Annotated in this window: 15 protein-coding genes; 4 read left to right on the forward strand and 11 right to left on the reverse strand. The window is 70.1% G+C overall.

Annotated elements, in window-relative coordinates:
- Positions 1-33 precede the first annotated feature (33 nt).
- Positions 34-534 carry a hypothetical protein gene (locus VN378_RS05275; protein ID WP_325741663.1) on the forward strand — a complete coding sequence of 167 codons (501 nt, stop codon included), beginning with the start codon at positions 34-36 and terminating at the stop codon, positions 532-534.
- Here the strand turns inward: VN378_RS05275 and VN378_RS05280 are convergent.
- Positions 456-725, reverse strand: a complete 270-nt coding sequence (locus tag VN378_RS05280; protein WP_325741665.1) for a hypothetical protein — start codon at positions 723-725, stop codon at positions 456-458. The two genes, VN378_RS05275 and VN378_RS05280, sit on opposite strands and share 79 nt — an antisense overlap.
- 84 nt (positions 726-809) lie before the next feature.
- On the opposite strand from VN378_RS05280, the gene trxB reads away from it, so the two are divergent.
- Positions 810-1,826: a thioredoxin-disulfide reductase gene (gene trxB / locus VN378_RS05285; RefSeq protein ID WP_325741690.1), complete on the forward strand. Its 1,017-nt coding sequence runs from the start codon at positions 810-812 to the stop codon at positions 1,824-1,826.
- A gap of 5 nt (positions 1,827-1,831) precedes the next feature.
- On the opposite strand, the gene VN378_RS05290 is transcribed toward trxB, so the two are convergent.
- The 4 genes from VN378_RS05290 to VN378_RS05305 all read right to left on the reverse strand — a co-directional run bounded on the left by VN378_RS05290 (position 1,832) and on the right by VN378_RS05305 (position 5,749).
- A complete protein-coding gene (locus VN378_RS05290; RefSeq protein WP_325741667.1) occupies positions 1,832-2,239 on the reverse strand; it encodes a response regulator in 408 nt (135 codons plus the stop codon).
- 100 nt (positions 2,240-2,339) lie between these two features.
- Positions 2,340-3,890 carry a sensor histidine kinase gene (locus VN378_RS05295; RefSeq protein WP_325741669.1) on the reverse strand — a complete coding sequence of 517 codons (1,551 nt, stop codon included), beginning with the start codon at positions 3,888-3,890 and terminating at the stop codon, positions 2,340-2,342.
- Between the two features lie 91 nt (positions 3,891-3,981).
- On the reverse strand, positions 3,982-5,175 hold the full coding sequence (locus tag VN378_RS05300) for a cell wall hydrolase (RefSeq protein WP_325741671.1): 1,194 nt from the start codon (positions 5,173-5,175) through the stop codon (positions 3,982-3,984).
- A 94-nt stretch (positions 5,176-5,269) separates the two neighbouring features.
- Positions 5,270-5,749 (reverse strand): Dps family protein, encoded by a 480-nt coding sequence (locus VN378_RS05305; protein ID WP_325741673.1) that lies wholly within the window; start codon positions 5,747-5,749, stop codon positions 5,270-5,272.
- A 174-nt stretch (positions 5,750-5,923) separates the two neighbouring features.
- Between VN378_RS05305 and VN378_RS05310 the strand changes: the two genes are divergently transcribed.
- Positions 5,924-9,229, forward strand: coding sequence for a PAS domain S-box protein (locus tag VN378_RS05310; RefSeq protein ID WP_325741675.1), 3,306 nt, complete (start codon positions 5,924-5,926; stop codon positions 9,227-9,229).
- A gap of 1 nt (position 9,230) precedes the next feature.
- On the opposite strand, the gene VN378_RS05315 is transcribed toward VN378_RS05310, so the two are convergent.
- Together VN378_RS05315 and VN378_RS05320 are read right to left on the reverse strand one after the other, a co-directional pair.
- Positions 9,231-9,593: a DUF6481 family protein gene (locus VN378_RS05315; protein ID WP_325741677.1), complete on the reverse strand. Its 363-nt coding sequence runs from the start codon at positions 9,591-9,593 to the stop codon at positions 9,231-9,233.
- 159 nt (positions 9,594-9,752) lie between these two features.
- Positions 9,753-9,938 carry a hypothetical protein gene (locus VN378_RS05320; RefSeq protein ID WP_325741679.1) on the reverse strand — a complete coding sequence of 62 codons (186 nt, stop codon included), beginning with the start codon at positions 9,936-9,938 and terminating at the stop codon, positions 9,753-9,755.
- Between the two features lie 464 nt (positions 9,939-10,402).
- On the opposite strand from VN378_RS05320, the gene VN378_RS05325 reads away from it, so the two are divergent.
- Entirely contained in the window at positions 10,403-11,491 is a 1,089-nt protein-coding gene (locus tag VN378_RS05325) for a cell wall hydrolase (protein WP_325741681.1), read from the forward strand.
- 4 nt (positions 11,492-11,495) lie between these two features.
- Here the strand turns inward: VN378_RS05325 and VN378_RS05330 are convergent, their stop codons facing one another.
- The 4 genes from VN378_RS05330 to VN378_RS05345 form a co-directional block, all read right to left on the reverse strand.
- A complete protein-coding gene (locus VN378_RS05330) occupies positions 11,496-11,723 on the reverse strand; it encodes a hypothetical protein (protein WP_305758465.1) in 228 nt (75 codons plus the stop codon).
- Positions 11,724-11,725: 2 nt separating this feature from the next.
- On the reverse strand, positions 11,726-11,941 hold the full coding sequence (locus VN378_RS05335; protein ID WP_325741684.1) for a hypothetical protein: 216 nt from the start codon (positions 11,939-11,941) through the stop codon (positions 11,726-11,728).
- Between the two features lie 70 nt (positions 11,942-12,011).
- Positions 12,012-12,866: a carboxylating nicotinate-nucleotide diphosphorylase gene (nadC, locus tag VN378_RS05340; protein ID WP_325741686.1), complete on the reverse strand. Its 855-nt coding sequence runs from the start codon at positions 12,864-12,866 to the stop codon at positions 12,012-12,014.
- A gap of 4 nt (positions 12,867-12,870) precedes the next feature.
- Positions 12,871-14,012, reverse strand: a 1,142-nt coding sequence (locus VN378_RS05345; RefSeq protein WP_325741688.1) for an FAD-binding protein, incomplete at its 5' end; no start/stop codon positions are given.

A 14,012-nucleotide genomic window follows, 5' to 3' on the forward strand; every position in this document is an offset into this window, starting at 1 on the left:
GACATGCCGTCGCGGCCGTGGCTCACTGCAGGCATGTCGATCAGCCTGATAGCCGCCCTCCTTCTCCAGACCGCGGCCTCCCCCCACGGTCTGATCTGCCTGTCCGACCCCGCGACGGGCGCCGTCGAGGTCGTCCTGTCCCACACCGGCCCGGACGGACGCCTTGAAGCGAACCTGGACGGGAAATGGGTCCCGCCCCGGCTGGAGGACAGGCCGGAAGCCGCCGGCCTGGACTGGTATCAGTCCGGCGCCCCCATCGTCCGTGACGGCGTGCGCTATACGCGCAGCGACGGGACCTGGTCGCCCGGGGCCGCCGTGAACCGTTATCTCCGGCATGTCGGCCTGCACGAGGGCGCGCCCCTGTTCAGCGTGTGGCCGGGCGGCGATATCGATCTGGCCGTGCTGGTCCGCCAGGACGGGTGTGAGTTCCACGTCTACGACCGCGAGCGCCAGCCTCAGTCCCCGCCGCCGCCATCTCCACCGCCGTCGTCGGAGCCGCCATCGGCGTCCTTGCGACCGCCGTCCGAACCGTAGACCCCGCCGCTGTCCGAACCGTCGTTTTTGCGGTGTGCGCCGCCGCGGCTGTCCATCGCAATCCCCAGCGCCAAGCCGATGCCGACGCCCAGGCCGATGCCGATCGCCAGGTTGCCCATGGCGATGCCGATGGCCGTGCCGATGGCGATGCCCAACGCCAGACCGACGCCGATGAAACTGCGGCCTTCCATGTCTTCCCTCCGTCACACCTGTGAACAGACGGAACCTACCATCGCAAGAAGCGGAATCAGCGCCTAAATAGGGGCATGAGCACCTTGAGAACCGCCCCCCCGCGCCAGGTAAGAGTCGCCATCATCGGCTCCGGCCCCGCCGGCTGGACCGCCGCCATCTACGCCGCGCGCGCCATGCTGAGTCCCGTCGTCATCGCCGGCCTGCAGCCCGGCGGCCAGCTGACCATCACCACCGACGTCGAGAACTATCCCGGCTTCGCCGACGTCATCCAGGGCCCGTGGCTGATGGAGCAGATGCGCGCCCAGGCCGAGCACGTCGGTACCGAGATCATCGAGGACATCGTGGTCAAGGCCGACCTCAGCCAGCGGCCTTTCCGCCTGACGCTGGATTCCGGAACCGAGATGCTGGCCGAGACGGTGATCATCTCCACCGGCGCCCAGGCCAAATGGCTGGGACTGGAGTCCGAGGCGAAATACCAGGGCTTCGGCGTCTCGGCCTGCGCCACCTGCGACGGCTTCTTCTATCGCGGCAAGGATGTGATCGTGGTCGGCGGCGGCAACACCGCCGTCGAGGAGGCGCTGTTCCTGACCAATTTCGCCGCCAAGGTCACCGTCGTGCACCGCCGCGACGAGTTCCGGGCCGAGCGCATCCTGCAGGACCGGCTGTTCTCGAACCCGAAGGTCGAGGTGATCTGGGACAACGCCATCGACGAAATCCTCGGCGAGACCAGCCCCATGGGCGGGGTCAACGTCACCGGGGCCCGGCTGAAGAACGTGAAGACGGGCGAGACCCGCGACCTGTCGGCGGACGGCGTCTTCATCGCCATCGGCCACGCGCCGTCGTCGGACCTGTTCGCCGGCCAGCTGGAAACCAAACAGGGCGGCTATCTGGTGGTGAAACCGGGGACGACCGCGACGGCCATCGAGGGCGTCTGGGCGGCGGGCGATGTGACCGACGACATCTACCGGCAGGCCGTCACGGCGGCGGGCATGGGCTGTATGGCGGCGCTGGAGGCGGTCCGCTTCCTCGCCGAGGAGGACCATGCGAAGGCCCATCACCCGATCTCGCACAAGGAAGCGGAAAGGATCGGCGTCTGGTAGCGGCGTCAGCCGAACAGCCGCAGCTCCGGCGGCGTGTATTCGACGGGCCGACCCGCGCGGCGGCCAAGGGCGTAGTCCACCGCCGTCTGCACGGCGCGTTCGTCGGTGGGTTTGGACAGGACGCCGATCGTGCCCGCCACGCCGTTCCGCACCATGCCGGGATTGGCGGTCATGAACAGGACGGTCACACCCAGCTCCTGACCCAGTTCGCGGCCCAGTTCGATGCCGGTCGGGCCGTCGGACAGGTGGATGTCGACCAGGGCCAGATCGACTTCGGTGTCCTCGACCAGACGCCGCGCCGTCCGGGCGTCGGCCGCCGTCCCGACCACCTCGTGGCCGAGGTCCTCCAGCACGAAGCGCAACTCCATGGCCACCAGGGCTTCGTCTTCAATGACCAGGATACGCGCGCTCATCGGGGTTCAAACAGTTCAGTCTCGGTCAGCCGTCCGTAACCGTACGGACTTGCTGGTAAAATCAACGCTTCCCACGGCCGGCGGTTGCGAAGGACCGGGGTTATGCGACAATTTGTGCGGCGCGGCGCCGCGACAGGGCGGTGGCCGGCAAGTCGGCGACGACGCGCAGACCCTGCGGCGCCCAGACCCGTTCCAGCCGCCCGCCCAGCTGCGTCTCCACGGACAGGGTGGCCAGCGAGGAGCCGAATCCGACCCGGCCGGGTTCGCCGGCGACCGGCGGTCCGCCCCGCTCCTCCCAGACGAGGATGAAGCGGTCGCCTTCGTTGCGCGTCGCCAGGGTGACCGCTCCGCCCTCGGCCGACAGGGCCCCGTATTTCGCGGCGTTGGTGGCCAGTTCATGGAACAGCAGGGCCACCGAGGTCGCGGCCTGGTCGTCGAACACGGCGTCGTCCCCGGTCACGGTCACGCGCATCCGGCCGTCGATCCCGGCGTAGGGCTTGAACAGATCGTTGAGGAAGGCGTGCAGCGTCATCGTTCCGACGGTCGGCCGCGAGGTGTCGGTATGCGGCCGCACGAACTCATGAGCCCGGGCCAGGGCGTTGATGCGTGTCCGCACGGCCGCCGCGAATTCCTTCGCTTCCGGGAACTGGCGCGCGGACAGGGCGATCAGGGCCGAGACCACGGCGAAGATGTTCTTGATCCGGTGGCTCAGTTCCTGGCTCAGCAGGTCCTTGGAATCGACCACCCGCTTGAGGTCCTCGATGTCCGTGCAGGTGCCGAACCAGCGCGTGATCTCGCCCCTCTCGTTGCGGATCGGCGAGGCCCGGCCCAGCGTCCAGCGATAGACGCCGTCCGCCCGCCGCAGCCTGTATTCGATCTCATACGGCTCGCCGGTTTCCAGCGAGTGGCGCCACCGGGCCCAGGCGCGATCCTGGTCGTCGGGATGGAACATCCCGTTCCAGCCCTCGCCATCCGTCGAGCCGGCCGGCACGCCGGTGAACTCGTACCAGCGGGCGTTATAGTAGTCGTGGAAGCCGTCCGGCAGCGTCGACCAGACCATCTGGGGCATGGAGTCGGCGATGGCGCGGAACCGGGCCTCGCTTTCGGCCAGGGCCGCGGCGGTCGTCACCAGATCCGCATCGGCGCGTCGGCCCGCCGCCAGCGCCTTACGCAGGTTCAGCAGGTTCATGACCTGCCGGGCCAATACCTCCAGCGCCTCGGACTGCACGAGGTTCAGCCCCTCGGGACGCGGTCGGGTGTCCAGCACGCACAGGGTGCCGAGCGGCAGGCTGGCCTCGTCCTTCAGCAGCACGCCGGCGTAGAATTTCAGGCCTTCGGGCGCCGTCACCAGAGGATTGCAGGCGAACCGCGGGTCCTGGGCGGCGTCCGGAACGACCAGCCGGTCCTGTTCGAACAGGGCGTGCCGACAGAAGGAGGTTTCCAGCGGCGTCTCGCGGACGCCCAGGCCGACCTCCGACTTGAACCACTGCCGGTCGGCGTCGATCAGATTGACCACGGCGATCGGGGCGTCGCACAGGCGCGCCACCAAGGCAGTGATGTCATCGAACGCAGGCTCGCGTTCGGAATCGAGGATATCGTAGGCGTGCAGCGCCGCGAGGCGATCCGTCTCGTTCCAGGCGGTCGTGGTCATCCGGGGTCCGTGCTTCGCGCCGCTGGCGCGCGTGGACATCAGATAATGCCCAAAGGGCGATGCCGTTGCAAAGCTGGCCCGTCCGGCCGGCTCAGGAGCCGGGGCGTCCGACTTCCTCGACCGCCATGGGGGTGACTCCGGGGGCGACGACCACGACCGGCGCCGGGGCGGCGGGGGCCGCAGGAGCCTCGAAGGCGGCCAGCCGTTCGTTGATGGCCGCGATATCGGACGCCGAGGCCTGGCGGCGGCCGCCCAGGGAGGCGATGCCGACGATCCGGGTCCGACCGTCGATCTCGACCGTCCGCATCGTGCTCTCGCCGCTGGCGGCCGCCTCGGCCAAGGCCTTTTCGGCCTCGGCGGCGGTGGCGATCTGGATGCGGGGCCGCGAGAACCGGGCCTCGTCGATCAGGGGCTCGCGGCCCGAATACCGCTGGCTGAAGGCGGCGGGCTCCCCATAGACGCCCTTCCACCGATAGAAGATGTGCGCCCCGATCTGGGTCAGCTTGTTCAGCGTCGGCGACCACCACGGATGCACATAGTCGGCGTGGTAGTGGGTCGCCGTGCCCACGGCCGCGGACACATGACCGGCCAGCGCCCTTTCCGCGACCCGTTTCGCCCGGTCCCACGCCCAGCCGGCCGGCGCCTGGCCCAGGGAGCCGTCGCAGGTGAAGCTGAACTGGCAGCCGGTCGTCCGCTCGGCGCCCTCGAACACCACGCCGCAAACGGAGTTGGCGTAGTTGGGGTCGCGCACGCGGTTCAGAATGACCTGGGCCACGGCTTCCTGACCCGGAGTCGGCTCCAGCGCCGCCTCGTAATAGACGGCCTGGGTCAGACAACGCAGGGCCCGGCGGCGGTCTTCGACCGTGGCGGGCTTGAAGACGAAGGGCTGGGCCACGCGCAGATACTGCGAGGCGTTCGGCGTCGCGGCGTTCAGCTTCATGGCGTCCAGGCCATTGGCCCCGAACTCCAGGGTCGGCCGGCCGGCGAGGGTCAGGCTCTCCCAGCCCGGCGTCAGGCCATACAGCGCCGGCTGGCGCTCGCCCGGATCGTGGCGCAGGGCCACGGCCAGCTGCGACGGGTCCATCCGGCCCGTGATGGCGGCGAAGCCGCGGGCGCCGAGGTCGCCCCGTGTCAGGGTGCGGACCGCCTCGGCCCGGCGATCGATCTCGGGCCGGGGGGTCGAGCTGGCGGCCATGGCCACGCCAAAGGCGGCCAGCACCACCGGCGCGCCGGCGGCCAGCCGCCGCGTCCGCTTCAGCATCGATTTCCAGTCGATTCCGGCCAAATCCCGGCTCCAAAGCGCGGCCTGGGCCGCTGACGTCTTCCTTGCCCGGCAAGCGGGGCGCTTTTCAGGCGGAAAAGCGCCGTTAGGTCAAGCCTCAACGCCCGCCGAGGGTCGACCGCAGCATCCAGGCGAATTTCTCATGCGCGGCCAGCCGCTGGGTCATCAGGTCGGCCGAGGCCTCGTCGCCGGCTTCGGACGCGATGTCGAAGGCCGAGCGCGCCGTGGCGATCAGGGTCTCGTGGTCCTGCATCAGTTCCTTGAGCATGGCGGTGGCGTCCTTCTCGGGGTCGCCGTCCTTGATCGACGTCAGGTTGCCGAAACCCGAGAAGCTCTGCGGCGCCAGCACGCCCAGGGCTCGGATGCGCTCGGCGATATCGTCCAGGGCCGCCCAGATGTCACGGTATTGCTGCTCCAGCAGATTGTGGAAGCTGAAGAATTCCGGTCCGCGCACGTTCCAGTGATAGCCATGGGTCTTCAGATAGACGGCGAAACTGTCGGCCAGGACCTTGGTCAGTTCCTGGGCGACGTCGGCGCGTTCAGCCTTGGTCAGGCCGGTGGCGATCGTGGCGGTCATGCGGGGTTCCTTCGGGGAGAGATGGAAACGGTCAGGGCGGAGGTGGGCATGGCGAGCCCATTCGCCAAGACCGGACGTCCCGGCGAGGACGGAAAGAATGGCGGCGCTTGAAGGAACGTGATGCTTCCCAATACGTTGCAACGGATCGCGCAAGGCGCGAGCGGGGGTTGTTGAGTGGGCGGGGCCGGTTTTCCCAAACGTCTGTCGGGTGCTGACGCCGCACTGAGCGGACTGGCGCGGATTCCGCCCCAGCCGTGGTGGATCAATATCCTGATCGGCCTGGCCTTCGCGGCCATATTCCTGGCGATCCGCTTCGGGCTTCGCGACGCCTATGGTCCGGTCAGCGGCACGGTCATCCTGTTGCCGGCCGTGGTCCTCGCCGCACTGGCCGCCGGGAGGATGGCCGGGCTGACCGCCATTCTGGCCACGCTGTTCGGCGGGTGGGTCGTCGCGGGTCCGGATGCGATCGGCGTCGGCGTGTCGACGAGGACCGGCATCGCCGCCACGGCCAACTACGTCATCGTCGGCCTGTTCGTCACCCTGGTCGCCGCCTCGCTGCGCAAGACGGTGGCGCGGCTGAACCATTCGATCGCCGAGCTCTCGGACGCGGACGCCCGTGTCGGCGAGAGCGACGCCCGCTTTCGCCTGATGGCCGACACGGCGCCGTCCCCGGTGTGGATGACCAATGCGAACGCCGAGGTCGAATTCGTCAACCTGGCCCTCGTCAAATACTACGGCCGGCCGGCGGAACAGATACTGGGGCACGTCTGGAAACAGACCATCCATCCGGACGATCGGGCCTCTGTCGAGGCGGCCATGGCGGCCGCGCGTCCGCAACATTCGCCTTACGGCTTCGAGGCCCGGTTCCAGCACGCCGACGGCGGCTGGCGCTGGATGCGCGTCTCGGTCAATCCACGGTTCAGCACGGAGGGGACCTTCCTGGGCTATGTCGGCATGGCGTTCGACGTCAGCGAGACCCGCGAGGCGCTGGACGCCCTGGCCGCGCTGGAGCGGCGCCAGAGCTTCCTGCTGGAGCTCGCCGACAGGCTGCGCGATATCGCGTCGCCGGAAGAGATCATGATCGAGGTCGAACGGGCGGTCGGCGACGAGCTGGGCGTCGACCGCGTCGGCTACGGCGAGGTGGACCAGGATCGCGGAGTGGTCACCATGACCCGCGACTGGACCGCGGGCGTCATCAGCGCCCAGGGCGAATTCCGCCTGGAAGATCTTGGCGGGGACCTGATCAGGGACCTCGCCGAAGGCCGGGTGATCCGCATCCCCGACATCGGGGAGGATGACCGGACGCGGGACGCCCTGGACGTTTTCCAACGGCTGGAAACGCGGGCTCTCCTGCGGGCGCCGGTTATTCGCGGGGGACGGCTGAGGGCCTTCATGTACGCCCATCACGCCGGCGTGCGTGAATGGAGCGAGTCGGAGGCCAGCCTTCTGCAGGAGGTCGCCGTCCGAACCTGGACCGAGATCGAGCGCGCCCGCGCCGAGGCCGAGGTCCGCGAAAGCGAAGCCCGTTTCCGCGCCATCGCCGACACCGCGCCTGTTCTCATCTGGGTCACCCAGCAGGATCGCACGCGCGCCTTCGTCAACCAGGCCTATGTCGCCTTCGCCGGCGGGACCTATGAGGAAGCCCGGCTGGCCGACTGGCGGGCCGTCATCCACCCCGACGACCACGAGCGCATCATCGAGGAGTCCCTTGCGGGCGAGGCGACGGGCCAGCCCTTCTCGATGGAAGCGCGTTACCTGCGCCACGATGGCCAGTATCGCTGGCTGAAGTCCTTCTCGCGGCCGCGACTGGGCGCGGGCGGCGCGGTGCTCGGCTTCGTCGGCGTGGCGTTCGATGTGACGGACATCCGGGAAACCAGCGACCGGCTGATGGAGTCGGAAACCCGGTTCCGCACCGTGGCCGACAGCGCGCCCGCCCTGATCTGGATGCTGGACGCCGAGGGCAGGCCCAGCTTCATCAACCGCCGCTACCGCACCTTCTTCGGCATCCAGTCGGAACAGGACGTCGCCGAGGGCTGGCGGCGCCTGGTGCACCCCGACGACATGGAGGCCTTCACCGCCGCCTTCGCCGAGGCGGTCGACCGCCACGATCGATTCGAGGGCCTGATCCGCACGCGCCACCCGTCCATGGGCGAACGCTGGCTGCGCTGCGAGGCCCTGCCCCGGTTCGACGGGGCCGGCAAATTCCAGGGCTATGTCGGGGCCAATGTCGACGTCACCGAGGCCAAGCGCGCCGAGGACGACCTCAAACGGATCAACGAACTGCTCGAGGAACGCGTCGGCGAGGCGATGGCGGAAAAGGCCAAGGCCGAGGCCGACCTGATGCATGCCCAGCGGATGGAGGCCGTCGGCCGGCTGACGGGCGGCGTGGCCCACGACTTCAACAATCTGCTGACCGTCGTCATCGGGGCGCTGGACATCATGCTGCGTTCGCCCAACGACGCGGCCAAGCGCCAGAAGCTGGGCGAGGCCGCCCTGGCCGCCGCCCGCCGCGGCGAAGGCCTGACGCATCAGCTGCTGGCGTTCTCGCGCCGGCAGGCCCTGCGCCCGGAGCCGGTCGACCTGAACGTCCAGATTCGCGAGAGCGAACCGCTGCTGCGCCGGGCCGTGGGCGAGGCGGTCGAGTTCAGGCTCAAGCTGCGACGCGGCGGGGCCCGGGTCAGCGTCGATCCGTCCCAGTTCGAGGCCGCCCTGCTGAACCTGGTCGTCAACGCCCGCGACGCCGTGGGGGACAAGGGACGGATCACCATCCAGACCATGTCCTGTCCCGTCGCGGCGGGCGAGGTGGCCGACCTCGCGGCCGGCGACTATGTCTGCGTCACGGTGTCGGACAACGGATCCGGCATGCCGCCCGACGTCATCGCCCGCGTGTTCGAGCCCTTCTTCACCACCAAGGCCGTGGGCAAGGGCACCGGCCTGGGTCTGAGCCAGGTCTATGGCTTCGCCCGCCAGAGCGGCGGGGCCGCCCACATCGCCTCAACCGTCGGACGCGGGACCGAGATCAAACTCTATCTGCCGCCGCTGGCCGCGGACGCGACCCAGACGCCGGAAGCCGGACCGGCCGCCGCCCCGGCGATGACGGCGGGCCGGCGCCTCCTGCTGGTCGAGGACGACGTCAGCGTCACCGTGGTGGCGCTGGAACTGCTGGAAGGACTGGGGCTCGAGGTGCGGACGGTCGAAACCGCGCCCCAGGCCCTGGAGCTGCTCAAGCGCGAACGGTTCGACATCATGCTGAGCGACGTGGTCATGCCCGGCGGCATGACCGGGATCGAACTGGCGCGCCGGTGCGAGCGCGACCACCCGGGCATGCGGATCGTCCTGACCTCCGGCTATGCAGGCGAGGACGTCGATGCGGCCCTGGCCGACGCGCCCTGGCCGTTCCTGCGCAAACCCTATTCGGGCGAGCAGCTGGCGCGGATCCTGGGCGACCTGGCGCCCGGGGATGCGCCGGTCGCCCGGTAGATCAGCGGGTGCGGGCCTTGCGGGCCGCGTAGCGCGCGTCGCGAGCGGCCTTCTGTTCTTCCTTGGTCAGAGCCTTGCGCTCCTTGCGGGCGGCGCGCTTCTCGGCCTCGACCGCTTCCTGGGCCTCCATGTCGGCCGCCAGGCGTGCGGCTTCCTTCTCGGCCTTTTCGCGGCGCGCTTCGGCCTTGGCCAGTTCGTGCTGCTGGCGCAGGGCCTCCTTCTCGGCGGCGCGCTTCAGCGCCAGCTTTTCGAATTCGGGGTCGGGGGCGGCGGGCTTGGGCTTGAACCGGGCGAGAAGAGCCTTCTTGGCCTCTTGCTGGGCGGTCAGGCGGTCGGTGAAGCCGGTTTGTTTCAGATCTCTCATGCGGAGGTCGTCGATGTCCTTGATCGGTTGTCAGAGTACGCGGAACGGCGCGGGCGAGCGTCACTCAGCCCGGGCGCGTCGGCTAACCCTATATAGGCGGCGAAATCAAGGTTGCGAGGCGGGATCGGGCCCGCCCCGCTCACTCGGGCGGGAAGTGTGTCAGTTCGGCTTCTCGGCCTGGCCGACCGCAGCGCCCGCGGCGCCGCCCACGGCTGCGCCCACCGGGCCGGCGACCACAGCCCCGGCGATAGCCCCCGTCGCGGCCTTCTGTTCGATGGTATGCCCGCAGGCTGCGACGGCGACGGCGGCGGCGGCGAGAACGAGGGTGGCGGCAATGCGTTTCATGGCGGAACTCTCCCAATAGCGCAGCTTGAACGCGGCCGCCGCACCGCCGGTTCCGGCTCTCCGCACAAAGTTAAAACGGTCAACGAAATCATAACGAAGACAATAGAAGGCGGAGCGGTTAATCGTCGGCGCGCAGATTGATGCCTCGGCCGTGTTGTGGGCGTGATGCGAAATACAGATCACGAGAGATAGATTTGGAGCGAATATATGGCGCCCGCTACCGGGTCACTTGGCATTACCTCACGTCAGCCCCGCGATGTTGCGCCGCACAGGAATCTTGCGAATCAACCACATTGGCGCCACAAACGGCTGGCTTAAGGCGCGTCCTCGACAGCCGGCCCGTTCGCCGACCGTCGATTTACCGCAAACGGATCGCGACGCCGATCTCCAGGGATTGGAGAGGGTCGCCCGGTTGCGAGACTACCCGGGGGCGGCATTGCGCCCTGCCGAACAGGACTGAGCCCTTGCCGAACGCCCCGCAAACGCGTGCGAACCCCTCTGTCGATCGTCTGGCCCGGATTCGGCCCGGATCGGCGGCAGCGGCCTTCGGCGTGTTGATGGGGCTGGCGGTAGGCTGCGCCTATCTGGGCGGCACGGCGGCCAAGGCCACGACCGTTCGGAACCAGGCGGAACGCATCGAAGGCGCCACGGCGGCGGGCTTCACCGAGGAGGCGCTGGCCGCGGCGGCCGGCGGGCTCGACGAAAGCGCCCTCGCCATCGCGCGGCGGCATGATCCCTATACGGTCGCCGGCGGCGCCCAGCGCGACCGGCAGGCTGAGCTGATGACCGCCCGTCTGGAGCAGTTGCGCGCCCAGCCCGCCCGTCCGGGCCTGCGTCAGGTCAGCCTGACCGGACCGGTCGCGGCCCAGCCCTTCCGCCTCGGCGGCGCCCTGGACGCGTCGCGCGATCTCGAGTGCCTGACCCAGGCCGCCTATTACGAAGCGCGCGGCGAAGGCCGCGACGGCATGCGCGCCGTGACCCAGGTGGTCCTGAACCGCGTGCGTCATTCCGCCTTCCCCAACAGCGTCTGCGGCGTGGTCTTCCAGGGCGCCGGGCGCCGGACGGGATGCCAGTTCAGCTTCACCTGCGACGGTTCGATGCGCGGCGCCGTCAATCGCGCCGCCTGGAATCGTGCCCGCGAAGTCGCCTCCAGCGCCCTGTCGGGCGGCGTCTTCGCCCCGGTCGGCAACGCCACCCATTTCCACACTACCGGCGTCTCGCCCGGCTGGCGCAACGCCCTGGTCCGCGTCAACCAGGTCGGCGACCACCTGTTCTACCGCTTCGGCGGCCGGACCGGCGCGCGCGGGGCCTTCACCTACGCCGCCCGGCCGTCAGCCCCGGTCGAGGGTCCGCGCCTGATCCAGGCCAGCATGGACCCGACCGGCACGGTCCGGGAGGCCGGCGCCGTGGCCTATAATCTGCTGGTGTCGCAGGAAGGCCGGTCCGCCCCGGCCGAGACGGCGCCCGCTGCGGCGACGCCGACGCCGGCTCCCGCTCCGGCCGAACCCGCGACCGTCACGGCCGAAGCCGCCACGCCTTCGTCTCCCGCCTGATCCGTCAGGCGTCGCGATGGCCCTTGGACGAGCGGTGCGCGTCGTCGTGACTGTGCTTCAGATCCCTCTCGCCGCCGCCGCCTGAAACCTTGCTGTTGCGCGGGTTCGTCGGCCCGCCTTCGCGCGGATCCTCGAACGCGGGCGGCTCCTTCTTCGCATTCTCGTGGCTGGCGCCGGGCCCGCCCCAGCGCTTCGTGTCTTCGGGTGTGGGGTTGTGCTGGTTGTTGGCCATGGTCAGCGGTCCTGCACCTTCCACTGGTTGGTCAGGTTCTGTTTCAGATTGCCGAACCGGCCCTGGGTGTCGAGGTTGACGTCGGCGTCGCCGGGCTGGCCCGACTGGGCGCCGGTTTCCAGATCGCGCCGATCGGCGGCCGCCGCATCTTCCACGGCCTTGCCGCCGCGATCGGCGTAGCTGCGCTGTTCCTTGGGTATCCGGGGGGCGTGGGTCATGAAGATCTCCTTCGTCCCCGAATTAACCCCCCGTCGGCTGCGGCGTTCCGTAGCGGCGTTCGCCCGTTCGTCAGACGTCCAGGCCGATGTCCAGCGACGGGGCGGAATGGGTCAGGGCGCCGACCGAGATCACGTCCACGCCCGTTTCGGCGATGCCGCGCACCGTCTCCAGATTGACCCCGCCCGAGGCCTCCAGCACCGGCCGGCCGAACGGCGAAACCCCGGCCCGCTGCACCGCCTCGCGCAGCATCGGCAGGGTGAAGTTGTCCAGCATGATCACGTCGGGCCGTTCGGTCAGGGCCTCGTCGAGCTGGTCCAGGCCATCGACCTCGATCTCGACCTTCATCAGGTGCCCGGCCGCGGCCCGGGCCCGGCGGATCGCCTCGCCGACGCCGCCGCACACCGCAACGTGGTTGTCCTTGATCAGGATCGCGTCATCCAGGCCGAAGCGGTGATTGATCCCGCCGCCGCACAGCACGGCGTGCTTCTCCAGCGCGCGCAGCCCCGGCGTGGTCTTGCGCGTGTCGGCGATGCGGGCCCCGGTCCCGGCCACGGCCTCGACATAGGCGCGAGTCAGGGTCGCCACGCCGCACAGCCGTCCCAGCAGGTTCAGCGCCGTCCGTTCGGCGGCCAGAAAGGCCCGTGCGTTCGCCTCGACCTCGGCCAGCACGGCGCCGGCCTCGAAGGCGTCGCCGTCCCGCAGCCGCAGGTCGATCGACGCCTCGGGATCCATGGCCAGGACGCTCAGGCGCACGCAGTCGATGCCGGCGAGCACGCCCGGCTTGCGCGCGACGAAGGCGGCCCGCATGCAGGCGTTCTCCGGGATGCAGGCCCGGGCCGTCACGTCGCCCGCGCGGCCCAGGTCCTCATTCAGGGCCATCAGGATGACCGGCTCGATCAGCAGGTCGGGCAGGTGTCGGATCATCGCTCTATCCCACGGCGGCCAGAACGCCGGACTCCACGGCGGAGTTCGGCGCGGATTCGGGCGCGAGGGTGACGCGCGTGTGCCGGGCCTGCGCCTCCGCCGTCGGATAGTCGCGGCGGAAATGCCCGCCCCGGCTCTCGCGCCGCGCCAGGGCCGCCTCGGCGATCAGCCGCGCCGCGACCAGCGGCAGGGCCGGCCCGGCCGCCCGTTCCAGATCGTCGATGACGGCGACCGCGCGCGCCAGTCCCGCCGCGTCGCGCACCACGCCGACATCGGCGCTCATGACTGCACGTAACCGCTGCAGCTCGGCGTCGCTCAGACCCGGCGCCGTCACGACGGGAACCGGCGCCCCGCCCGCTCCGCGTTCAGCCGCCGCCGCCCGGCCGGTGCGCCGCCCGAAGGCCGCCGCCTCCAGCAGGGAGTTGGACGCCAGCCGGTTGGCGCCATGCACCCCGGTCGCGGCGCATTCGCCGACCGCGAACAGGCCGGGAAGGGTCGTACGGCCGTCCGGACCGGCGGCGATCCCGCCCATGTGATAGTGAGCCGCCGCCGCCACCGGAATCGGCGTCTCGCGCGGATCGAGGCCGGCGCGCATACAGGCGGCGAACACGGCGGGGAAGGCCTCGGGGAATTCGTGACCGATCGCCGTCCGGGCGTCGAGGAAGGCGCCGCGGCCGTCGGCGACGGCGGCGTGGACGGCCCGGGCCACGACGTCGCGCGGCTGCAGGTCGGCGTCCGCCGCCTCGCCCAGCAGGAAGCGGCCGTCGCGGTCGACCAGCCGCGCGCCCTCGCCCCGCAGGGCCTCCGTCGCCAGCGGCATGGGGTCCAGTCCCACGTCGATGGCCGTCGGATGAAACTGCACGAACTCCGGATCGAGGATCTCCGCCCCCGCCGCCCAGGCCAGGGCCATGCCCTCGCCCAGCAGAGCCGCAGGCGTGGTCGTCCGGGCGTACAAGCCGCCGGCGCCCCCGGTGGCCAGCACCACGGCCGGAGCCGTCACCTCGACCGTCCGGTCCGTCCGCTCGATCAGGGCCCCGCACACGCGCCCCGACGCGTCCTGTAACAGGCCGCGCAGCCGCGCATCCTCCCACACCTCGATGTGGGGCGCGGCCCGCACCGCCGTCACCAACGCCGACAGAATGGCCC

It is taken from the genome of Brevundimonas sp., from assembly GCF_035561115.1.
Taxonomy (GTDB): Bacteria; Pseudomonadota; Alphaproteobacteria; order Caulobacterales; family Caulobacteraceae; genus Brevundimonas.

What these genes read in the sequence shown, in the direction of transcription:
- VN378_RS05275 (WP_325741663.1), top strand. Translation starts at nt 34, where the DNA reads ATGTCGATCAGCCTGATAGCCGCCCTCCTTCTCCAGACCGCGGCCTCC.
- VN378_RS05280 (WP_325741665.1), bottom strand. Translation starts at nt 725, where the DNA reads ATGGAAGGCCGCAGTTTCATCGGCGTCGGTCTGGCGTTGGGCATCGCC.
- VN378_RS05290 (WP_325741667.1), bottom strand. Translation starts at nt 2,239, where the DNA reads ATGAGCGCGCGTATCCTGGTCATTGAAGACGAAGCCCTGGTGGCCATG.
- VN378_RS05295 (WP_325741669.1), bottom strand. Translation starts at nt 3,890, where the DNA reads ATGACCACGACCGCCTGGAACGAGACGGATCGCCTCGCGGCGCTGCAC.
- VN378_RS05305 (WP_325741673.1), bottom strand. Translation starts at nt 5,749, where the DNA reads ATGACCGCCACGATCGCCACCGGCCTGACCAAGGCTGAACGCGCCGAC.
- VN378_RS05315 (WP_325741677.1), bottom strand. Translation starts at nt 9,593, where the DNA reads ATGAGAGATCTGAAACAAACCGGCTTCACCGACCGCCTGACCGCCCAG.
- VN378_RS05320 (WP_325741679.1), bottom strand. Translation starts at nt 9,938, where the DNA reads ATGAAACGCATTGCCGCCACCCTCGTTCTCGCCGCCGCCGCCGTCGCC.
- VN378_RS05330 (WP_305758465.1), bottom strand. Translation starts at nt 11,723, where the DNA reads ATGGCCAACAACCAGCACAACCCCACACCCGAAGACACGAAGCGCTGG.
- VN378_RS05335 (WP_325741684.1), bottom strand. Translation starts at nt 11,941, where the DNA reads ATGACCCACGCCCCCCGGATACCCAAGGAACAGCGCAGCTACGCCGAT.
- nadC (WP_325741686.1), bottom strand. Translation starts at nt 12,866, where the DNA reads ATGATCCGACACCTGCCCGACCTGCTGATCGAGCCGGTCATCCTGATG.